The sequence below is a fragment of the Bradyrhizobium tropiciagri genome (assembly GCF_018130505.1).
In the GTDB taxonomy this organism is placed as follows: Bacteria; Pseudomonadota; Alphaproteobacteria; order Rhizobiales; family Xanthobacteraceae; genus Bradyrhizobium; species Bradyrhizobium tropiciagri_B.
Genome location: NZ_JAFCKH010000001.1, coordinates 103,548 through 124,605 on the forward strand (window position 1 = coordinate 103,548; position 21,058 = coordinate 124,605).

Genomic DNA, 21,058 nt, shown 5'->3' on the forward strand with positions numbered 1-21,058 from the left:
TCCGCGCAAGCGCTTCGCGTTTGTCGCGAGGGAAAACCGCTTCGCACTTTGCGCTGACGCGGCCCTCCGGGTCCGGATCATGCTCAGTCGCGCGCCGGCTCGGCGTGACTGATCACGCGCTTGATGCTCGGGAACGCTCGGCGCAGCGCGCGTTCGATCTCGTCGACGCTGTCGTGCACCTTGATCACGCTCATCGACGGCGTGGCGCGGCAATGGAAGTTGACGATCTCGCCGGCGTCGGTGTCGCGGACCCGCACGTTATGGATGTCGTGGATCGCGCCGCCGGCGGCAAACGTGGTCAGCGCGGCCTTGATGGCCTCGACGCGGTCGGGCGCGGCGTCGGTTCCGTGCGGCAGCTCGGGCTCGAGCGGTTCGATATGGGTGTCGACCTCGACGTCCTCGCCGAAATCCTCGCGGATGGCGCGCTCGAGATCGTGGGCGATGTCGTGCGCCGCGGTCAGTTCCATCTCGCCGTCGACCTCGAGGTCGATGCTGACGGTCAGCTTGCCGCCGAGATCGTGCACGGTCACGTGGTGGATGGCGACGCCGGAATTGCGCGCGATCACCATGATGCGTTCGCGCACGCTCTCATTGTCGCGCGCGACCGGAACCGCGGTGAAGGTGAGGTCGGCGTCGCCGAACGCCTTCGACACCGCCTGCTGCGCCTTGTGCTTGATCTCCTCGACGCGGTCGATCGGGTAGGTGCGCGGCACGGTGGCGATCGCGTCGATGAAATGCGTCGCGCCGACCATGCGAACGCGCAGGCGGTCGACGCCGACGACCCCGGGCACGGCCGCGATCGCCGCGGTAGCCTTTTCCTGCGCACCTTCAGGCGCGCGGTCGAGCAGCGTCTCGACCGTCTCGCGTGCCATGCGCAGGCCGAGCAGGGCGATCATGACCGCAACCGCGATCGCGGCCGCGGCATCGCCCCACCAGAAGCCGAGCCCGGCCAGCACCAGGCCGACGATGACAGCCATCGATCCCATCACGTCGGAGGCGAAATGCAGCGCGTCGGCGGCGAGCGCCTGGCTCTTGGTCGCGCGCGCCGCGCGGTGCAGCGCGCGGGCGCGCCAGAGGTTGACGAGGATGTCGATCACGAGCACGACGAAGGGAACGGCCGATATCGAGGGCGGCGGCGTGCCTTCGCGCAGATGGCTGTAGGCCTGCACCAGGATGCCGCCGGCCAGCACGTAGAGCAGGGCGATGATGAACAGCGCCGAGACGCTTTCGAACTTGCCGTGGCCGTAGTGATGCTCGGCATCCGCAGGCTGGTCCGACACCCGCACCACCGCCCAGGTGATGATGGTGGCGACGAGATCGATCGTGGAGTGCAGCGCCTCGGAGATCAGCGCCAGCGAGCCGATCGCGACGCCGACGACGAATTTCGCGGCCGCCATGCCGCCGCTGGCGAGGATCGAGATGGCGGCGACGGAGGTCTTGGTGCTGGGGGCGCTGGTGCTGGTCGATGTCATGGGCGGCTGTCTAGCAGGGACTAGGTGAACATCAAGTGTCGCGTGCGATGCGCAATCGCAACTCACTTGCAACAGCAACGGTGTTGCGAACTATTCCGAATTCAGAAACCGTTTCGCGCAGATTCATCAGTCCTGTTCGCGATACGGATCGCAACACTCGCGCCCCGATGAGATCCTGTAGGATGGGTGGAGCGCGGCGATACCCATCATCCCGCCGCGCGGCACAATGTTGATGGGTATCGCTGCGCTCCACCCATCCTACGCTTGCGCGCGCAAGCTCGCATTTCAGCACTCCGTCATTTCCCCTTGCGCGGGGCGCGTTTTGCACGAAGCCGGCGGCCCCTTGCGATCCCGGGCTCGGTCGGGCGCGTGATCGGAAAAGTCGCGCGCATGTGTTCGGCCAGCATCGCACAATAGTCGGTCGCGAAACGGGGCAGTGGGCGCCGCTTGTCCCACGAGATGGTCAGGGGCTCCTGCAACGCGCGGCGTCTGTGCGTGAGACCGACGATCCTCAGTTTGTAACGCCAGCACTGTAGTTGGGAAGGAACGATGGCGATGCCGTGCCCGGCTTCGGCGAGTGCCAGCAGGGTGTGCGGGTTGCGGCTCTCGAACTTGATCGCCGGTTTCAGCCCTGCCATCCGGCTTGCCGCATCGAAAGCCCGGCGAAATCCGAAACCGCTATCCATCAGCAGCAGCGGCAGGTCTGCGAGGTCGGCGATCTCGATGGTGCGGTGGGGACCGAGCGGCATCGCGGGATGACAGGCCGCCAGCAGCTGCACAGATCCAAGCGGAAGACTGCCGAAGTGCTGTTCGTTCAGTCTGACCGCGTGCAGCAGATTTTGGCCGAGATGGATCTCGCCGCGTTCGAGCATCGCCAAGATTTCGCTGCCGGTACCCTCCCTGATCCTGATCTCGACCCGTGGATATCGCGCGGCGTAGCGGTGGAGAAACTGTGAGAGCACGCTCTCGATGTGCTGCGGCGACCCGGCTATCCGCAAGACACCCGTATCGCCCTGACGGAGCAGCTGGGCCTGCTCCTTCAGCGAGCTGACACTGTTGAGCAGCAGCCGGCAGCCCTCGATCAGTTGCTCGCCTTCACCGGTCAGCAGAAGCCGGCGCCCGACCCGGTCGAACAGCCGCAAGCCAAGCTCCTGCTCGAAGTCGATGATCTGCCTGGACAGCGCGGGCTGGGCCACCCGCAGCCGCAGGGCGGCCTTCGAGACGGTGCCGAGCTCGGCCACGGTCAGAAACGTGAGGGCCTGTCGCAGGTTCATGTTCGCTTATACCATTCCAGCATAGGATTTGAGAGAATTTATGCATTGGACATATTTCGCGCTGCTGTGGAGAGTCCTCCGGCTGCTGGCTGCGGCACCGGCAGAGCACGAGGAGGCACACATGAATTCTGGATGCAGGATCGGTCTCGTCATTCTGACGAGTGCTGCGCTAGGCGCTCTCGGCAGCGAGGCACTGCATAGCGAGGCCGGGCCGCCGGCCTACCTGATCGGCCAAATCGACGTCACGGACCCGGCCGGTTATGCCAGGGAATATCTCCCGAAGGCGCGGGAGATCATCAAGGCACATGGCGGGAAGCTGGTCGCGGCTGCGGGAGCGGCGGCAACCGGTTCGCAGGTGGTTGCGGTCGATGGAGATCCACCCCGGCGCGTGGTCATCTACATGTATCCGAACATGGAAGCACTTCGCGCCTGGCGCAACGATCCAGCCTACGTGCAAGTCCGCGCCGCCGGCGAGAAATACGCCACCTACCACACATTCGCCGTCGAGGGCGCCGTCGCCAACTAGTGCCTGTAGGATGGGTAGAGCGAAGCGAAACCCATCGCCTCACCGCGCGGAGACGAGCGATGGGTTTCGCTTCGCTCGACCCATCCTACGGCCGATGGCCTGGTCCGGCTTGTGATGATGCTTAGTGAGTTATTGTGCGGACTGTCTGGATGCTGGGCTTCTTGTAGGAGCGATATGCGAAGAACCAGCAGATCGGCAGGCTGATTGGCCACATGGGGATGCACAGGCCAAGCACCACCCACACGAATGTGCCGAATTTGAATGAGCCGCCCTCGACGATGGTGGTTTGCTGACTTGGTTGCGACTGGGCCGGAACAGGCGGAGGCGGTGGTGGCGGAACGGCACCCGCAGCAAATCTGAAAACGCTGGACGCCGGTTTCCATTCCCCAAGTGACGCGGTCCATACCAGATCCGCGGGCGCAAGCTTGTTTGCCGAGTGAAATTCGTCGATCTGCGGTCGTGTCATGGGACCGAGCTGTTGCCCATTTCGCGAAATGTACCAAACTTCTTCGGTCACTCTTGCGCCCCTAAACGTTTTTCATGAAAAATCAGGTTGCAACGACACTTCTCGCGATCGTGCACAACACCCGAAAAACCCCCGGTAGCATACGAAGATAGCTTAAATCCAGAGTTTTGCAAGGATAGGTAGTGCAAACGTCAGACTGCTCGCGTCTGAGTTTTCCGCAACCCAGGAAGACTCATCCCGGCGGGCATCGACCTTGAGCCAATGCCGCTTCTCCCCGCATACTCTCGCCATCCTCGGAGGAACGGCGATGCAGATGCGGGTCTTTGGGCGCACGGGACTGAAGCTCTCGGTGCTGGGTTTCGGTTGCGGCGCGGTTGGCGGGTTCATGGTGCGCGGCGATCCGGCCGAGCAGGAGCGGACCATCGCGCGGGCGATCGCGGCCGGGGTCAACTACTTCGACACGGCGGTGCAGTACGGCGGCGGCGAGTCCGAGACGAATCTCGGCCGCGTTCTGCAAAGGCTGAAGCCTGACAACGTCGTTGTCGGCACCAAGGTCCGTTTGCCGTCGAGTGAGTTCGGCCGCGTCACCGAGGCGGTCAGGACGTCGCTCGAGGGCAGCCTGAAGCGGTTGAACCTCGAGCGGGTCGACATCTTTCATCTGCACAATGCGATCACGGAGCAAGGCGGTGGTGAGGCGCTGAGCGTCCGGCAGGTGCTCGATGACGTGGTGCCGGCATTCGAGCGGCTGCGTCAGCAAGGCAAGATCGGTTTCCTCGGCATGACGGCGGTCGGCGACTCGGCGGCGCTACGAGATGTGATCGATGCGGGCGTCTTCGGCAGCGCGCAGATCGTCTACAACATGCTCAATCCGTCGGCCGCGATCGATCTGCCGCCGAATTATCCGGCGCAGGATTACGGGCGATTGTTCGATCGCACGGCGGCGGCCGGGGTCGGTGTCGTCGGCATTCGCGTGCTGGCCGGCGGTGCGTTGTCCGGCTCGGCCGAACGGCATCCGATCGCGGGGCCGGCGCCCGAGCCGATCGGTTCAGCCATGAGCTACGATGCCGATATCGGCCGCGCGCGCCGCCTCATCCCGCTCGTCGAAGCAGGGTTCGCCGCCAGCCTGACCGAGGCCGCGACGCGGTTTGCGCTGTCTCACCCGGCGATGGGCACCGTCCTGGTCGGCATGGCGACGCCGCAGCAATTCGACGATGCGCTGGCCGCGGCCGGGAAGGGGCCGCTACCGCAAGCTGCGCTGGATCGGCTGTCGGAATTGCAGCGAGGGTTTTCCGGCGAAGCGCGGTGATCGCGGTGCGGCTGTAGGATGGGTAGAGCGAAGCGAAACCCATCGTCTCAATGCGCGGCACGAAGTCGATGGGTATCGCTGCGCTCCACCCATCCTACGCAATCGCTACAGTTCGTAGGATGGGTAGAGCGAAGCGAAACCCATCGTCTCAATGCGCGGCACGAAGTTGATGGGTATCGCTGCGCTCCACCCATCCTACGCAATCGCTACAGCGTCACGACGATCTTGCCGAGATGCTGGTTTGCTTCCATGTGCTCGAACGCCTTGCCGATATCGGCGAACTTGTAGACCTTGTCGATTGGCAGCTGCAGCTTGCGGGATTCGACCGCCGGCCAGATGTCCTTGCGCACCTCCTCGAAGATCTCACGGATCTCCTCGATGGTACGGGTGCGGAAGGTGACGCCGATATACTGGATGCGGCGCGCCGCGTGCAGGTCGAAGTTGAAGTCGCCATGGGTGCCGCCGAGCCGGCCGACATTGACGATGCGGCCCTTGACCTTGGTGGCCTTCAGATTCTGGTTGGCGACCGGGCCCGAGACCTGATCGACGATCAGATCGACGCCTTCGCCGCCCGTCGCCTGCAGCACCTGATCGACCCAGCCGGGATCCTTCGAGTCGACCGCGATGTCTGCGCCGAACTCCTTCAGCCGGCCGCGGCGCATCGCGTCGGTCGACGAGCCGATCACGAGCTTCGCGCCCTTGAACTTCGCGATCTGCATCGCCATCAGCCCGACGCCGGAGCTCGCGCCCTGGATCAGCACGGTCTGGCCCGACTGCAGCGCGCCATTGGTGACGACGGCGTTGTGCATGGTGGCGAGCGCGACGGGCAGGGTGGCGGCCTCGTCGAAATTCATGTTCGACGGCGCGCGGAACAGCCTGCCGTGATCGGCCAGCGTATATTCGGCGAATGCCGCGCCGCCCGAGCCCATGATCCGGTCGCCGACCTTGACGCCCTTGGCATCTGGTCCGAGTTCGGCGACCTCGCCGGCCCATTCCATCCCGAGCACGGTGCCGACACCGCCGGCCGCGCCGTGGACATGGCCCTTGGTCATGCCGAGATCGGCGCGATTCAGCCCGCAGGCATGGACCTTGACCAGCACCTGCGTGCCCTTCGGCGCGGGCTTTGCGACGTCGGTGATTTCGGGGCCGTTGGCGCCGTAGACATAGGCTTTCATGGGATTGTTCTCGTTTGTTTTGTTGAACTCGAAAAGGTTTCGGTTCCGTCATCCTGAGGTGCGAGCTCTTGCGAGCCTCGAAGGATGCACGGCCCCAGTCGGGCCGTCGACCCTTCGAGGGCCGCTGAAGAAGCGGCCACCTCAGGGTGACGGGTGATAAATTGAGCGCGCGGCTCTACTCCGCGGCCTGGCGCCTGGCGCCGGACAGCATGCCTTCCAGCCGCTCGCGAATGATCGCTTCGGCCTCATGCACGATGCGCGAGATGAGTTCGGCGCAGGACGGGATGTCGTGGATCAGGCCCTGCACCTGGCCGGCCGACCAGATGCCCTCGTCGGCGTCGCCGGTGGCGTAGACTATCTTGCCGCGGGCGCCGGCGACCAGCTCGCGGACGTCCTCGAACTTGGCGCCTTCCTTCTCCATCTGCACCACCTTGGTCGAGATCGCATTCTTGGCGACGCGCGAGGTGTTGCGCATGGTGCGGAAGATCAATTCTGTCTCGCGCTCGTCATTGGCGACGATGCGCTCCTTCACCAGCTGATGGATCGGGCTTTCCCTGGTGCACATGAAGCGCGTGCCCATGTTGATGCCCTCGGCGCCGAGCGAGAGCGCGGCGACGAGGCCGCGGGCATCACCGAAGCCGCCGGAGGCGATCATCGGGATCTTCACCTTGTCGGCGGCGGCCGGAATCAGGATCAGGCCGGGGGTGTCGTCCTCGCCGGGATGGCCGGCGCATTCGAAGCCATCGATCGAAATCGCGTCGGCGCCCATCCGCTCGGCGGACAGCGCGTGGCGGACGCTGGTGCATTTGTGCAGCACCTTGATGCCGTGCTTCTTGAACTCGTCGACATGTTCCTGCGGCTTGTTGCCGGCGGTCTCGACAATCTTGATGCCGCACTCAATGATGGCCTGGCGATATTCGGCGTAAGGCGGCGGCTTGATCGCGGGCAGGATAGTGAGGTTGACGCCGAACGGCTTGTCGGTCAGCTCGCGGCAGCGCGCGATCTCCTTGCGCAAATCGTCGGGTGTCGGCTGGGTCAGCGCCGTGATCATGCCGAGTGCGCCGGCATTGGCGACGGCGGCCACCAGTTCCGCGCGCCCGACCCATTGCATGCCGCCCTGCACGATCGGGTGGTCGACGCCGAACATCTCGGTGAAACGTGTCTTGATCATTCTGCCCTCGGTTTCCGTTCGAATTTTCCGCGACGCGGACAGGCCGCGCACGGTTGTTTTTGGCGTTTCGAACGAAAGGATGCCGTCCGGTCCGGCAAATGTCTACCGAGCTCCGGCGGCGCGCCCATGCGGAAACAGCGGGGCGCGCGGCAGGTCGGCGAGGGCGGGCCTGAGTTGAGTTGTAGTCTATCGGTTCAGCGCCGGGCGCGTCACAGCGCTCGGCGGAGATGCAAAGCCGAAGTGATGCTCGTCAGGTCGGCAGCGACTGCTGGGCCGGTTGATAGGTCGAAACCGCCGGCGTGACCGCTGCGCTGGCTTCCTCGTCGAACGCCGCCGAGATGTCGCGCATGCTGACGACGCCGATCAGGCTGTAATTGTCGATGACCGGCAAATGCCGGATGTGGTGCTTGTTCATGAGATGGCGGACATGCGCGAGCGTGTCGGTCGATGTGCAGGAGACGAGCTGCTGCACCGACACGAACTGCGACACCCGCATGTTGGCGCCGGCCGCGCCGTGCTGGGCGATCGCCCGCACCACGTCGCGTTCGGTGAACATGCCGACCGGAGTGTTGCCCTCGGTGCGCACGACATCCTTGACGACGAGTGCGCTGATATTGCTGGCGCGCATCAGTTGCGCAGCGATCGCGACGGTCTCATTCATGCGAACCGTAGCAACGCGAGGGGTCTTCTTGCGCAGAATATCTCCGACTTGCATGGCAACCTCCCTTGCTTGTTGATCAGACAAGTCTGGTATACAAAATACCAATTGTCAATGGGCATGAGCAGAATCTACCATCAAGAACGAACCGAAATAGGCAGCTTTGCTGACATTTCGGTTGATCTCAGGCGAAAATATTAAGAGGCGCGCCAGCTGGCGATTTTCCCTTCTGGTATCTGGCATCCCTGATCCGCTGAAAGAAAGAGGCGCACCCAAAGGTGCGCCTCAAGTTCGCCCCGGAGGAGAGCACCGGGAGCAGGGATATCAGGCCGTCTTGATCAGGCTGTCTTGGCGTTGGTCTCGGCGCTGGTTGCCGTCGCAGCTTCGGCACGCGCCTCGTTGCCGAGGATGAAGGCGCGGCGCAGCGGCTTGATCACGAACAGCGCCATCAGCGCCGCAGTGGCGTTGAGCGCGACCGCGACCACGAACACCGCCTGCCAGCCGTAATTGGTGGCGATGATGCTGGCGGCCGGCACCAGCAGCGAGGCGGTGCCCTTCGCGGTATAGAGCATGCCGTTGTTGGTGGTCGCGAACTTCGAGCCGAAGGTGTCGCCGCAGGTCGCCGGGAACAGCGAGTAGATCTCGCCGAACACGCCGAAATACACCGCGGTCGCCAGCACGAAGACCAGCGGATTGTGGCCCCAGGTCGACAGCGTCAGCAGCATCAGCGCCGCCGTGCCGAACGCGATGAACATCGTGTGCTCGCGACCGATCGTATCGGACACCCAGCCGAAGAACGGGCGGCCGAAGCCGTCGAAGATACGGTCGAGCGAGATCGCGAAGGTCAGCGCCGCCATCTGGAAGCCGGCGAGCGTCACCGGCGTGTTGGCGATCTTGTAGTCGTGCGCGATCGGGGCGATCTGCGCCGCCGTCATCAGGCCGCCGGCGGCGACCATCACGAACACCAGATACATCACCCAGAAGATCGGGCTGCGCAGCACCTGCGGCGGCGTGAAGTCGATCTTGGTCTGCGGCAGGTTGAGCTGCTTCTTCTTCGGCGGCATCGAGACGTCGGGCTTGCGGATGAAGAAGGCGAGCAGGAACACGATCACGCCCTGGCCGATGCCGAAATCGAAGAACGCGGTCTGGTAGCCGCTCGAGGCGATCATGTTGGCGATCGGCACGATGGTCAGCGCGGCGCCGGCGCCGAAGCCCGCGGCCGTCGCACCGGCGGCGAGACCGCGGCGGTCAGGAAACCACTTCAGCGCGTTGCCGACGCAGGTGCCGTACACCGCGCCCGCGCCGATGCCGCCGAACACCGCAGCGGTGTAGAGCAGCGTGAGCGAGTCGGCGTAGGAGTTCAGCACCCAGGCGAGCGCGATCATGACGCCGCCGAACATGATGACGATGCGCGGACCGTATTTGTCGACGAACCAGGCCTCGACCGGCACCAGCCAGGTCTCGGTCACGACGAAGATCGTGAAGGCGAACTGGATCGCGGCGCGGCCCCAGTGATGGGCGCCGTCGATCGGATCGACGAACAAGGTCCAGCCGTATTGCAGGTTCGCGATCATCGCCATGCAGACGATGCCCATGACGAGCTGGAGCCAGCGGAAGCCGCTGGATGTGGGTTGTGCCGGCGTGCTGGCGGTAGTGTTGGAAACCATCAAGTCCTCCCGAAACCGCGCGGGTCTTGTGTGACCCAGTGTCGCAATTATTGTGGCTTATCGTCGCAAGCGTTCGGCGGATGTTGGTATACCATATTCCAGAATGCAAGCCTGTTCTTCTGCTGCAATGCACCAAAAATGAAGGCGCGGGCCGGCCTCTCCGAGGCGTTTCGGGTTCTGCACAAACGAAAGCGCCCGGCACTCGGCCGGGCGCTTCATCGTCGTGATCGGGAGGATTGCTAGACGGTCGATTTCTCCACCACGACCTTGCGCCATGGCTTGAGCAGCAAGATCGCGAGCAGGGAGGCGAGGATGTTGGCGCCGGCGGCGATGATGAACACCGTGTCCCAACTCCCCGACGTCTGTTGCATGTAGTTGCCGATCGGCACCAGCAGCGCCGCGGTGCCCTTTGCGGTGTAGAGCAGGCCCGCATTGGTGGTGGCGAACTTGGCGCCGAACGTGTCGGTGCAGGTCGAGGGGAACAGCGAGTAGATCTCACCCCAGGCAAAGAACACGAAGCCCGACAGCAGCACGAACCAGACCGGATCGTGGCCGAACAGATAGAGCGCGTAGATGCCGATGCCTTCCATGCCGAAGGCGATGAACATCGTGTTCTCGCGGCCGATCATGTCGGAGATCCAGCCGAAGAACGGACGCGTCAGGCCGTTGAGCACGCGGTCGATGGTCGCCGCGAAAGTCACCGCGGTCATCGTCACCGCAAACAGCGTGACCGGCACGTTGTCGATCTTCCAGTCCGCCGCGATCGGCTTCAGGTTGGCCGTCACCATCAGGCCGCCGGCGCCGACGATCACGAACATGAAGTACATCAGCCAGAAGATCGGCTGACGCAGCACTTCGGTCGGCTGATAGTTGCGCCGGGTCTGCAGCAGATTGGCGTTCTGCACCACCTGCGGCACCTGGCCGGGCTTCGGCGACAGCAGGAAGAAGGCGAGCAGCACGATGATGATGCCCTGGCCGAGACCGAAATAGAGGAAGGTGGTCTGGAAGCCGGAGTCCTTGATCATCGCCTGGATCGGCGCGACCGTCAGTGCCGAGCCGGCGCCGAAGCCCGCGGCCGTGATGCCGGCCGCAAGTCCGCGCTTGTCGGGAAACCACTTCAGCGCGTTGCCGACGCAGGTGCCGTAGACGCCGCCGGCACCGATGCCCGCGATGATCATGCCGAGATAGTAGCCGTTCAGCGTGGTCGCCTGCGCGTTGATCGCCCAGCCGATCGCGCAGAGGATGCCGCCGATCAGCACGACGAGGCGCGGGCCGTATTTATCGACGAACCAGCCTTCGACCGGGACCAGCCAGGTCTCGAACAGCACGAACAGCGTGAAGGCCCACTGGATCGATGCGCGATCCCATCCGAATTTCTTCTGGATGTCGGGGACGAAGAACGTCCAGCCATATTGGTAATTGGCGATCATCACCATCGCGGCGACGCCGATGACGAGTTGCGTCCAGCGATATGTATCGCTGACCCGCGCGGCTGTGGGTGCCGCAGTTGCCTGCACCATGTCCGACATAGATCCTCCCAAAGCGCGCATGTCGTGATTGTGATTGTGAGCGCGTGCAGCCATCTTGGTATCTGTTATGCCAAGGTTCAAGCTGTCGCAGGCCCGTTGTGCGCATATGCCGCAGCGGTGCCTGTGGGTAGAAGACTAGTCCAACGCGAACGAAAATGGCCCCGAAAATCGGGGCCATTGGTCGAAGGTTTAATGCTGGCGGGGATATCGCGGCGCAAATGATCGGACGCCCTGCGTTTCCCGAATTCGCTTGTGCTTAGAGGCCGAACCGCGGCAGATCGCCGTTGCGGTTCGAGATCTCGGCGCTCTTCATCAGCAGCCGGTCGATGGTGGCCAGCAGGCGGCCGAGCAGCGAGGAAGACGGCGCGAGCGCGATAGCGGAGGTCTTTGACATCTGTTTGTCCCTTTACTTTCCGGAGAGCCGGCGCGACGCCGTCTCATCGTCTGGGATCAAACTATGTATACCAGATGCCAGATACAACGCGTTTGTTTGCATAGCAGCATGATCGCGAGTGCAATGCAGCAAAATGGCTCTAAGGGAGGGTGCTTTAGTACCTCTGGACGCCTCCGAAAGGCGCGGACCAAGCGGTTTGCTCAGAATTTCCAGCTGAAATTGGCCTTCACCGAGTGATCCTGCACGCGGTCGCCGAGCTGGCCGACATAGGCGACGCCGACGGTGGCCTGCGAAGTGACCCGCAGGTCGAGGCCGCCTTCGACCAGCGCGGTGCTGCGCGCCAGCGGCACGCCGGCCACCGTGAAGCCGGTTCCAAGGCTCTGGAACGTGAACGCCGCGGTCGGCGTCACATCGCCGAAGGCGTATTGCCAGGCCACCGAGGCGCGCGGCGTCAGCTGCATGCCGCTGGTCAGCGCGAAGCTGGTGGCGATGCGCGCGCCTAGCGAGGAGTAGCCGACGTCCTCGTTGTTGCGCCCGCCGCGCAGCGCGGCGGCGCCGCTGCCGCCGGTCTCGGCAAAACCGTCGGTGTCGAGATGCGCATAGGCAAGGCCGGCGAACGGCTCGAGCGCGGCGTTGCCGAGCGCGACGCCATAGCCGATCTCGCCGAACACCTGCGCGGTGGTGGCGTCATAGCGGGCGCGCGCGCTGTCGACGAAGCCGGGGAAGACGATCGAGCGGCTGGTGTCGAGCGTGCTGAAGCTTGCACCGGCACCACCGCGCAGATTGAACGCGCCGTAGCTGGCGCCGGTATAGCCGGCGATATGCGCGGTCTGGATGTCGGCCGAACTCGCGCGATTGCTGACACGAACGGTCGAGCTGGTGTAACCGCCGGCGATGCCGGCGACCCAGTTGGCGGCGAAGCGGTGGTCGACGCCGCTGAAGAAGCCGGCGAGATCGCGCGTCATGCGCGCGGCGTTGCCGTTGCCGTCGAGCTGGCCCCAGGCGCCGACGCCCTGGGTCCAGAACGTGGTCTCGGGAATCCGCGCCGGCACGGCAGGCGGCCGGGCCTTGACCGGGAAGGCCGGCCGAGCGGTGCCGGCATAGGCGAGGGCGGCGGAGGCGACCAGCGAGTCCGCTTCCGCGAGCTGCGGGCCGCCCGTGGCGAGTGCCGCCATCGGTCCCGTGCTGCCGGCAAAGGACGATTGCCGCAGCCGTCCCAGCACCGCGTCGCGCAGGTAGCGGGAATCGTCGAGCATCGCCGTCTGTGCGCTGGCATGCACTTCGCCCGACAACGCATCGAACGCCTGCCGCGCGCCGGCGGCGCCCTGGTTCAGCACGGCAACCATCAGCGGATTGGTCAGCTGCCCGCTTGCATCGAGCGCGCCGGCCACGGCGATCTGGTTCGGCGTCTGCGCGACGCTCGCAAGCGCAGTGTCGTTGCGGCCGAGCGTCAGGAAGACGTTGTTGGCGTCATAGGTCAGCGACGGGGTGAGGAAGATGAGATTTGTGGTCACGTCGGTGAACGTGCCGCTGACGCCGCCATTCGCCGTGAGCACGTTGTAGACGGTCTGTGGCGCATAGACGCCGGTCTGCGCCAGCGCCAGCACGTTGCCGCCGGCAAGCGTCGCGGTGCCGGTCGCGACGATCCTGTCGGATTTGCCGGCGGCATTGGCCTCGATCTGGTAGATCGAGCCAGCCGCGAAGCTGACATTGCCCGCGACGTTCAGGGTGCCGATCGAGTTACCCGGCGTCACCATGCCGCCGCTCGCAACGTTGAGGCCGCCGATGGTGCCGATGCCGCCGAGCGTGCCGCCGCCGTTCACGGTCACGGCACTGGCAAGGCTTGCATTGGCGTGGCTGTCGTCGCCGACCACGAGCTTGCCGGCATTGACCGACGTTGCGCCCGTGTAGCTGTACTGGCCATTCAGGGTGAGCGTGCCGGCGCCGAGCTTGACGAGGTTGCCGGTGCCGCTGATCGCGCCGGTGAAGCCGATCGCATCGGCACGGTCGAAGGCGAGGGTCCCGTTGTTGAAGACGTCGCCGGTGATGGCGCCGGTGGTGCCGCCGTCGCCGATCTGCAGGGTGCCCTGCGCGATGGTGGTGCCGCCGGTGTAGTTGTTGGTGCCGGTGAAAACCGTGGTGCCGGTGCCGCGCTGCGCGAACGCGCCGCTGCCGGAGATGGCGCCGCCAAATGCGTAGATGTCGGCGCGGTTCACCGCGAAGGTGCCGTTGTTGGTGACGTCGCCGGTGATTGCACCGGAGGTGCCGCCATTGCCGAGCTGCAGCGTGCCGGCGGCGATGGTGGTGCCGCCCACATAGCTGTTGTTGCCGGTGAAGGTCAGCGTTCCGGCGCCGGTCTTGGTCAGTGCGCCGGTGCCTGCAAACGACTGGCTCACGGCGAAATTGTTGGCGGCATCGGCGATGTCGAAACCGCCGCCGCTCCAATTGATGGTTCGCGCCGTGCCGGTGAAGCCGGCGCCGGTCACCTGCAGGGTGCCGCCATTGAAGGTGAGGGCGCCTGAGGCCGCGCCGAGATTGGTGTCTGACGACACCGACAATGTTCCGGCGGCGAGCGTTGTGCCACCAGCATAGGTGTTGGTGCCTGTGAGGATGGTGGTGCCGGTGCCGCTCTGAGTGAATGCGCCGGTGCCCGAGATCGTGCCGCCGAACGTGAATGTATCGGAACGGTTGACGGCGAAGATGCTGTTGTTGGTCACATCGCCGACGATCGAGCCGGTGGTGCCGCCATTGCCGAGCTGCAACGTGCCGGCGGCGATCGTGGTGCCGCCGGTGTAGCTGTTGGTGCTGGTCAGGATGGTGGTGCCGCTGCCGATCTGCGCGAAGGCGCCGCTGCCCGAGACGATACCCGCGAAGGTGTAGGTGTCGGAGCGGTTGATGGCGAAGGCGCCGTTGTTCGCCACGTCGCCGACGATCGAGCCTGACGTGCCCCCGTTGCCGAGCTGCAGCGTGCCGGCGGTGATGGTTGTGCCGCCGAGATAGGTGTTGGTGCCGGTCAGGATGGTGGTGCCGGTGCCCCTTTGCTCGAACGCGCCGTTGCCGGAGATCGTGTTGCCGAAGGTGTAGCTGTCGGACCGGTTGATCGCGAACAGGCCGCCCGCGACCGCCACCTGTCCCAGGAAAGAGCCTGTGGTGCCGCCATTGCCGAGCTGCAGTGTGCCCGCGGAAATTCCAACGCCGCCGGTCAGGCTGCTGTCGCCGGTCAGCGTCAGCATTCCGGCGCCGAGCTTGAACAACGAGCCATTGCCCGTGATCGACTGGCTCAGGGTGAAATTGTTGGCAGCGTCCGCGATGTCGAAGGCGCCGCCGCCGCTGCCGAGGTCGACGGCCCGCGTCGTGCCGGTGAAGCCCGTGCCGGTGACCCGCAGCGTGCCGCCGGCGTTGAAGTTGAGGGCGCCCGACACAGCGCCGAGATTGGCGTCCGAGGACACCGACAACGTGCCGAGCGAAACGGTGGTGCCGCCGGCATAGCTGTTGGTGCCGGTCAGGATGACGGTGCCGGCGCCCTTCTGCACGAACGCGCCGCTACCCGAGATCACGCCACCGAGGCTGAAAATGTCGGTCCGGTTCACGGCCAGGGTGCCGTTGTTGGTGATGTCGCCGATGATGGCGCCCGACGTGCCGCCATTGCCGAGCTGCAGCGTTCCGGCCGAGATGGTGGTGCCGCCGGCATAGATGTTGTTGCCGGTCAGGATCGTGGTGCCGGTGCCGCTTTGCACGAAGGCGCCGTTGCCCGAGATGTTGCCTGCGAATGTGTAGCTGTCGGAACGGTTGACGGCGAACGTGCCGTTGTTGCTGACGTCGCCCGTGATCGAGCCCGACGTGCCGCCATTGCCGAGCTGCAGCGTGCCGGCGGAGATCGTGGTGCCGCCGGCATAATTGCTGGTGCCGGTCAGGATCGTGGTGCCGGTGCCGCGCTGCTGGAACGCGCCGTTGCCGGAAATGTTGCCCGCGAATGTATAGGCGTCGGATCGGTTGACGGCCAGCAGGCTGTTGTTGGTGACGTCGCCGGTGAGCGAGCCTGAGGTGCCGCCGTTGCCGATCTGCAGCGTGCCGGCCGAGATGGTGGTGCCGCCGGTGGTGCTGACGTTGCCGGTGAAGGACAGTGTTCCATCGCCTGACTTGGTCAGCCCGCCGCCGCCGGTGAACGAACTGCTCAAGACGAAATTGTTGGTCGCACTGAGGATCTGGAAACCGCCGCCGTTCCAGTTGATGGTCCGCGCGGTGCCGTTGAAGGCATCGCCGGCCACCTGCAAGGTGCCGCCGCTGAAGGTAAGGGCGCCCGCGGCTGCGCCGAGATTGGCGTCGGACGACACCCCGAGCGTGCCGGCCGCGATGGTGGTGCCGCCGCTGTAGGTGTTGGTGCCTCCGAGCAGAGTGGTGCCGGTGCCCTTCTGCACGAGCGCACCGCTGCCTGAGATGTTGCCCGCGACCATGACAATGTCGGAGCGGTTGATGGCGAAGGTACCATTGTTGAGGACGTTGCCGTTGAAGGCGCCCGAGTTGTTGTCGCCGAGCTGCAGCGTGCCGGCGGAGATGGTGGTGCCGCCCGTGTAGTTGCCGGCGGTCCCCATCAAGGTCAGGGTTCCGGCGCCGGACTTGGTCAGTGCGCCGGCGCCTGTAACCCCCGACGTCACGACGAAATTGTTGGCTGCGTCGACGATGTCAAAGCCGCCGCCGCTCCAACTGATGGTTCGCGTCGTACCGGTGAAGCTCGTACCGGTCACCTGCAGGGTGCCGCCCGAGAAGGAGAGCACGCCCGAGGCTGCGCCGAGATTGGAATCGGAGGATACCGACAGTGCGCCCGCTGAGAGCGTTGTGCCACCGCTGTAGCTGTTGGTGCCGGTCAGGGTGGTGGTGCCGCTGCCGCTCTTGAGGAACGTGCCGCTGCCCGAGATGTTGCCGTCGAGCGTAAGGGCATTGGAGCGACTGACGATCAAAAGGCCGTTGTTCACCACGTCGCCGGTGATCGAACCGGTCGTGCCGAAACCGCCGAGTTGCAGGATGCCCTGGGAGATCGTGGTGCCGCCGGTGAAGCTGTTGTCGCCCGTCAAGATCAACGTTCCGGCGCCGGATTTGGTCAGCGCGCCGACGCCCGAAAACGAGCTGCTGACGACGAAACTGCTGGCGGCGTTGACGATCTCGAATCCGCCACCGCCCCAATTGATGGTTCGCGACGTCCCGGTGAAGGTCGTGCCGGTCACCTGCAGGGTGCCGCCGTTGAAGGTGAGGGCGCCCGAGGCCGCGCCGAGATTGGCATCGGAGGATACCGACAGCTTGCCGGCCGTAAGCGTCGTTCCGCCGGTGTAGGTGTTGGCGCCGGAAAATGTGACCGTGTGGCCGCTGGCGGATACACCCACACCACCCGAACCGGACACCACTCCGGAGGCCGAAATATCGTTGTCGGGCGTAATGAAGGTGGCGCGAGACCCGGAGCCGAGCACGACGTTGCTTGTCAGCGTCAGTCCGGCGTTTCGTGCCTCGATGGTCGCGGTGGCGCCGGGGATCAGTTGAATATCGCCGACGATCGTCGAGCCGGTGGCGATCGCCAGACTGTTGGTGGCTCCGCCGAAACGGATTGCTGCCGCGTGGGTCACGCCGTCGTTGTTGAGGCCGCCGCTGATCGTGCCGGAATTGATGATGGCTGTGCCACCATTGGTCATGACGCCGACACCCGCGGCCCCGCCGTTTGCGTCGCCGCCGGTGATGGTGCCACCGGGTACGTTGAATACCGACCCGGCATGGACGACCATGTTGACGCCGGCGCCGCTGTCACCGGCGGCCGCGCTGGCAGTGCTGCCGATCCCGCCGCTGCCGCCTTTGCCGCCGGTGATGCTGCCGACATTTATAAGGGTCGGTACCCCGCCCGTTGCCAAAAAGCCGTCACCGCCTCCGCCGCCGCCTCCGGCGAAGCCACCAGCGCCGCCCGCGCCACCATTTCCGCCCGTGATCGTGCCGAGGTTGTTGGTCGTGGCCCCCCGGTCCATGATCACGCCCGCGCCGCCGCCACCGCCGCCGCCACCGTTGCTCAGAAAGCCGGACGTGCCCGCGCCACCGGCTCCGCCATCGCCGCCTGTTACGCTTCCCGTGCTCTGGATGCCCAGATTGATAACGCCAAATGCGATGTAAACGCCGGCCCCGCCACCGCCGCCTCCGGACGCAAAGTTGAATCCGTTGGGTCCGTTGGTTCCGGTGCCGCCATTGAGCGCGCCCGCAACGACCGACTGGTCCGTCGCGCCGACGGCGCCTCCGGGTACGCCCGGGCTTTCGCCGGCAGCGCCGGTCCCGCCGGTGCCGACGATGTTGGGGTTGCCGGGCACCGGAATCGTGACGCCATTATCGAGCGCGTTGGCGCCGCCCCCGTTGCCGTTGCCGGGGCCGCCGATGCCGCCGCGGTTCGGATCGGCGAGATTAACACCACCGGCAGCGTCGCAGTTCGTGGTGTCGGGCGTGCAGGACGCCGCAGCGGCGGGGTGGATCGGGCCGGCGAGGCCGACGATGAGTGCAAGTGGAGAGACCGTCGCCAAGGCCCGCAGATATGACGCGCGCGACCGTGCCTTGATCCGGGCAGCGTTCGGGCCGCCGAACTGTCCTACAGCGGGCGCGTTCGCTGCGTATTCCGTCGTCACGGCATTCAGTTCCGGCATTCACTCGCATTGTTGCGCGCTCTTCGCAGCGCAACGTGTCGGGATGGACACGCCTAGACATGTACCGTCATGAATCACGATCTGGCCATAGGTTGCGGCGAACAAATGCCCGCGCGAATACAATCACCCGGCGAGCGAGGCTTTGTTGCAACAGGTCGGTTTCGCAACCGGTGCGGTTGGCGCGCGAAAATTCGAATTGACTCAAGTTTTCTGCGTCGGGCACGCGTGCTTGGCGACATTGTGACGAGGCGCACTCAGCCGGCGTGCCGCGATCGCGCATGCCAGCCGCCGTTTCTGTGGTCTGCCGCTGCTGTGGAAGCCCCGCCTGCAGGGCGGAGCCGTCACGCGCCTCCGTGGTTGTAGCGATATTCCTGGCTCAGTCCGCCATAGCCGTAGGACACCGCACCGCAATCGATGATGTGGATGTTCGAGTGCGGGTGCAGGTTGCCGATCAGCTCCGACAGCAGCGCGAACGCTCTCTTCTGGTAGACCGTCTTCTCGTCCCGCGTGTTGGTTCCCTCGGTGATGGTCAGCTCGAGGCGGAACGAGTTCTTGCCGTGATCGGCGAGCGAGCGCGCCGCGATGAACCAGTGTTCGTGCGCGAGATAGGTCACCTGCACCATGGTCCGCTCCGGCTTCTTGCGCAGCGTGGTGCAGGTGAGCGCCGTGAGTTCCGCGGCCAGGCGGCGGCTCAGGGATTCGTCGGGAGCTCCCGACACGGTCAGCTTGAGTCCGGGCATTGCTGTCTCCAATCGTTCTTTCAACCCGCGGACGGCAGCCTAGGCACGGAGCATCTTCCGGAAAAGCGGGAATATATGGTATGATCCATCGGAATTACCGATGGATTGTACGATGCGCCTCGACCTCGATCTGTTGCATGCCTTCGTCATGATCTGCGATGCCGGCAGCCTGACCGCGGCCTCGCGCCGCGTGCACCGCTCGCAATCCGCGCTCAGCGAGCAGATGCAGAAGCTGGAGGAAGCCTGCGGCCGTCAGCTGCTGGTGCGCGGCAAGAGCGGCGCGCATCCGACTCCGGCCGGCGAGCGGCTGCTGCAGCACGCGCGTCAGCTGCTCGGCCTGTCCGAGCTGGCCTATCAGGACGTCCAGGGCATCGAGATATCAGGCACGCTGCGGCTCGCGATGACCGACTATTTTCGCCCGACCCAGGTGATCGACGTGCTGGCGCGGATCCGCGCGCGCTATCCGCGGCTGCGCCTGCAGGTCTCGGTGCGCAAGAGCGCACTGATCGAGGAGGACCCCGACGATTTCGACATCGGCATCTCGATGCGGCTGGTCGATGCCGCCGCGCGGCGCAAGACGCCCGACGACGGAAGAATCCTGATCGCGCGCGAGCCCGTGTCGTGGATCGCGCCTGACGGCTTCAAGCGCGGCAAGGCGGCGCGCTGGCCGCTGGTGACGCTGCCCGAAACCTGCTCGCTGCAGCGCGCGATCGTGCGCGCGCTGAACCGGAACAAGGTCAAGTTCGACGTCGTGCTGACGGCGTCCGGCGTCGCCGGCCTGCACATGGCGGTGGCCGCCGGCCTCGGCGTGACCTGCCTCAACGCCTCGGCCGCGCCGCCGGACGCGCGGCGCTTCGTCTCGGACGAACTGCCGGAGATGCCCGACGCCGAGTTTTCCCTGCTGCCGCCGAAGCCGAACGAGCCGGCGCTGGTGGGCGAGGTGAGGCGGCTGCTGGTCGCGCAATTCGCGTGAGGCGGCGGAGCTGCGATTATCCGGCTGTCGCGCTAGGCACCTGCGCCGTGTTCCCGTCAGTCGTCAATTCAGGCGCATGGCAAGCGGGGCAGCGGCCGGACCGACCAGCATGCCCCAGGTCTCGTCGGCGGCGACCTCGAACTCGCGGGCCTGGGTCGCGCCGTCGGCGGTCTTGAGGGTGACCTTGTAGTTGCCCGGCGGCAGATCGAGTTCGGGACTGTCGGGCGATTTGCGTCCGGCGTCGTGAGTCAATTCGTGTCCGGCATGCGCCGCCAGCCTGATGGTCTGCCCGTTGATGGTGATGACGGCTGCCTGATCGGTGGCGTTGCCGAGCAGCAGCCGCACCTGTCCCTGCGTCGGTGCGGTGCCTTCGGTCGTGGCGGCAGACTTGCGCAGCGACAGATCGGCGATCGTCCTGCCGTCCTGATGGGTGAGGCGCAGCAGCGCCGGTCCATGCGATGTGGTGAACGCGATCGCGGCCCTGTCGGGCGTGACGACGGCGCCGTCGTTCTCCGTCCAGCCGCGCTTGCCGAGCTCGGCACGATAGAAGCGGAGCGCAGCCGCCAGTGCGAGCGGTGTCTCGACGTGGACCGCATCGATCGATGGTGAATTCTTCCCGGTCGTGAGCACCCATGGCTTCGGCCTCGGCAGACCGCTGGCGAGATCGTCGCTTGCAGACTGAGCAGGCGCTTCGACCGATGGGACCGGGCAGAGCAAGCGCTTCGCGATGCTGCTCTCGGGACAAGCGGCGATGGCCCACGATGTGACATCGACGGACGTGACCTGGAACCCGGGAGCCGAGCTTGGCGCGGCGCTTGTCGAGCTCGACGGAGTCGCGAATGCCGGATCCGATCGTCCGGTGGTCCGCGATGACCAATGGTAGCTGCATTCGACCAGCGGAGAAAATCCGGCCGCGCAATATTGGTGAGGATCCAAGGCACGTGCGAGCGCCGCCGGCAGCACGACGACGGTCGCGACGACCGCCGTCACTGCGAGGCTGCCGATCAGCAGAACGGCTTTCGTTCGACGCTTCATCGCCGGA

At 65.3% G+C, this 21,058-nt stretch carries 15 protein-coding genes; 3 read left to right on the forward strand and 12 right to left on the reverse strand.

Going from position 1 to position 21,058, the window contains the following annotated elements; translation table 11 throughout:
* Window positions 1–83: 83 nt before the first annotated feature.
* Together JQ633_RS00430 and JQ633_RS00435 are read right to left on the reverse strand one after the other, a co-directional pair.
* Window positions 84–1,472, reverse strand: coding sequence for a cation diffusion facilitator family transporter (locus JQ633_RS00430; RefSeq protein WP_211981202.1), 1,389 nt, complete (start codon window positions 1,470–1,472; stop codon window positions 84–86).
* Window positions 1,473–1,768: 296 nt separating this feature from the next.
* Window positions 1,769–2,746, reverse strand: coding sequence for a LysR family transcriptional regulator (locus JQ633_RS00435; protein ID WP_211981204.1), 978 nt, complete (start codon window positions 2,744–2,746; stop codon window positions 1,769–1,771).
* Between the two features lie 121 nt (window positions 2,747–2,867).
* On the opposite strand from JQ633_RS00435, the gene JQ633_RS00440 reads away from it, so the two are divergent.
* Window positions 2,868–3,272, forward strand: coding sequence for a DUF1330 domain-containing protein (locus JQ633_RS00440; protein WP_249158664.1), 405 nt, complete (start codon window positions 2,868–2,870; stop codon window positions 3,270–3,272).
* 121 nt (window positions 3,273–3,393) lie between these two features.
* Here JQ633_RS00440 and JQ633_RS35570 read toward each other — a convergent pair whose 3' ends face one another.
* Window positions 3,394–3,789: a DUF4339 domain-containing protein gene (locus JQ633_RS35570; protein ID WP_211981207.1), complete on the reverse strand. Its 396-nt coding sequence runs from the start codon at window positions 3,787–3,789 to the stop codon at window positions 3,394–3,396.
* Between the two features lie 256 nt (window positions 3,790–4,045).
* On the opposite strand from JQ633_RS35570, the gene JQ633_RS00450 reads away from it, so the two are divergent.
* A complete protein-coding gene (locus JQ633_RS00450; protein ID WP_211981209.1) occupies window positions 4,046–5,044 on the forward strand; it encodes an aldo/keto reductase in 999 nt (332 codons plus the stop codon).
* Between the two features lie 206 nt (window positions 5,045–5,250).
* Here the strand turns inward: JQ633_RS00450 and JQ633_RS00455 are convergent, their stop codons facing one another.
* From JQ633_RS00455 to JQ633_RS00490, 8 genes are all read right to left on the reverse strand, one after another.
* Entirely contained in the window at window positions 5,251–6,219 is a 969-nt protein-coding gene (locus JQ633_RS00455; RefSeq protein ID WP_211981211.1) for a zinc-binding dehydrogenase, read from the reverse strand.
* 175 nt (window positions 6,220–6,394) lie between these two features.
* Entirely contained in the window at window positions 6,395–7,390 is a 996-nt protein-coding gene (locus JQ633_RS00460) for an NAD(P)H-dependent flavin oxidoreductase (protein ID WP_211981223.1), read from the reverse strand.
* Window positions 7,391–7,640: 250 nt separating this feature from the next.
* Window positions 7,641–8,105, reverse strand: coding sequence for a CBS domain-containing protein (locus tag JQ633_RS00465; RefSeq protein WP_211981224.1), 465 nt, complete (start codon window positions 8,103–8,105; stop codon window positions 7,641–7,643).
* 281 nt (window positions 8,106–8,386) lie between these two features.
* Complete coding sequence (oxlT, locus tag JQ633_RS00470; RefSeq protein WP_211981225.1) at window positions 8,387–9,715, reverse strand: oxalate/formate MFS antiporter; 1,329 nt, start codon at window positions 9,713–9,715, stop codon at window positions 8,387–8,389.
* A gap of 239 nt (window positions 9,716–9,954) precedes the next feature.
* Window positions 9,955–11,244, reverse strand: a complete 1,290-nt coding sequence (oxlT, locus tag JQ633_RS00475) for an oxalate/formate MFS antiporter (protein ID WP_211981227.1) — start codon at window positions 11,242–11,244, stop codon at window positions 9,955–9,957.
* 256 nt (window positions 11,245–11,500) lie between these two features.
* Window positions 11,501–11,638, reverse strand: a complete 138-nt coding sequence (locus JQ633_RS00480; RefSeq protein WP_211981228.1) for a hypothetical protein — start codon at window positions 11,636–11,638, stop codon at window positions 11,501–11,503.
* Between the two features lie 200 nt (window positions 11,639–11,838).
* The gene (locus JQ633_RS00485; RefSeq protein ID WP_211981230.1) at window positions 11,839–18,303 is read right to left on the reverse strand and encodes an autotransporter-associated beta strand repeat-containing protein; all 6,465 of its coding nucleotides are present in this window, start codon (window positions 18,301–18,303) and stop codon (window positions 11,839–11,841) included.
* Between the two features lie 341 nt (window positions 18,304–18,644).
* On the reverse strand, window positions 18,645–19,043 hold the full coding sequence (locus JQ633_RS00490) for a tautomerase family protein (protein WP_211981232.1): 399 nt from the start codon (window positions 19,041–19,043) through the stop codon (window positions 18,645–18,647).
* A gap of 100 nt (window positions 19,044–19,143) precedes the next feature.
* On the opposite strand from JQ633_RS00490, the gene JQ633_RS00495 reads away from it, so the two are divergent.
* Entirely contained in the window at window positions 19,144–20,016 is an 873-nt protein-coding gene (locus JQ633_RS00495; RefSeq protein WP_249158666.1) for a LysR family transcriptional regulator, read from the forward strand.
* Window positions 20,017–20,079: 63 nt separating this feature from the next.
* Here JQ633_RS00495 and JQ633_RS00500 read toward each other — a convergent pair whose 3' ends face one another.
* Entirely contained in the window at window positions 20,080–20,646 is a 567-nt protein-coding gene (locus JQ633_RS00500; protein ID WP_211981234.1) for a hypothetical protein, read from the reverse strand.
* Between the last annotated feature and the right edge of the window lie 412 nt (window positions 20,647–21,058).

What these genes read in the sequence shown, in the direction of transcription:
- JQ633_RS00430 (WP_211981202.1), bottom strand. Translation starts at nt 1,472, where the DNA reads ATGACATCGACCAGCACCAGCGCCCCCAGCACCAAGACCTCCGTCGCC.
- JQ633_RS00435 (WP_211981204.1), bottom strand. Translation starts at nt 2,746, where the DNA reads ATGAACCTGCGACAGGCCCTCACGTTTCTGACCGTGGCCGAGCTCGGC.
- JQ633_RS00440 (WP_249158664.1), top strand. Translation starts at nt 2,868, where the DNA reads ATGAATTCTGGATGCAGGATCGGTCTCGTCATTCTGACGAGTGCTGCG.
- JQ633_RS00450 (WP_211981209.1), top strand. Translation starts at nt 4,046, where the DNA reads ATGCAGATGCGGGTCTTTGGGCGCACGGGACTGAAGCTCTCGGTGCTG.
- JQ633_RS00455 (WP_211981211.1), bottom strand. Translation starts at nt 6,219, where the DNA reads ATGAAAGCCTATGTCTACGGCGCCAACGGCCCCGAAATCACCGACGTC.
- JQ633_RS00460 (WP_211981223.1), bottom strand. Translation starts at nt 7,390, where the DNA reads ATGATCAAGACACGTTTCACCGAGATGTTCGGCGTCGACCACCCGATC.
- JQ633_RS00465 (WP_211981224.1), bottom strand. Translation starts at nt 8,105, where the DNA reads ATGCAAGTCGGAGATATTCTGCGCAAGAAGACCCCTCGCGTTGCTACG.
- oxlT (WP_211981225.1), bottom strand. Translation starts at nt 9,715, where the DNA reads ATGGTTTCCAACACTACCGCCAGCACGCCGGCACAACCCACATCCAGC.
- oxlT (WP_211981227.1), bottom strand. Translation starts at nt 11,244, where the DNA reads ATGTCGGACATGGTGCAGGCAACTGCGGCACCCACAGCCGCGCGGGTC.
- JQ633_RS00480 (WP_211981228.1), bottom strand. Translation starts at nt 11,638, where the DNA reads ATGTCAAAGACCTCCGCTATCGCGCTCGCGCCGTCTTCCTCGCTGCTC.
- JQ633_RS00485 (WP_211981230.1), bottom strand. Translation starts at nt 18,303, where the DNA reads ATGCCGGAACTGAATGCCGTGACGACGGAATACGCAGCGAACGCGCCC.
- JQ633_RS00490 (WP_211981232.1), bottom strand. Translation starts at nt 19,043, where the DNA reads ATGCCCGGACTCAAGCTGACCGTGTCGGGAGCTCCCGACGAATCCCTG.
- JQ633_RS00495 (WP_249158666.1), top strand. Translation starts at nt 19,144, where the DNA reads ATGGATTGTACGATGCGCCTCGACCTCGATCTGTTGCATGCCTTCGTC.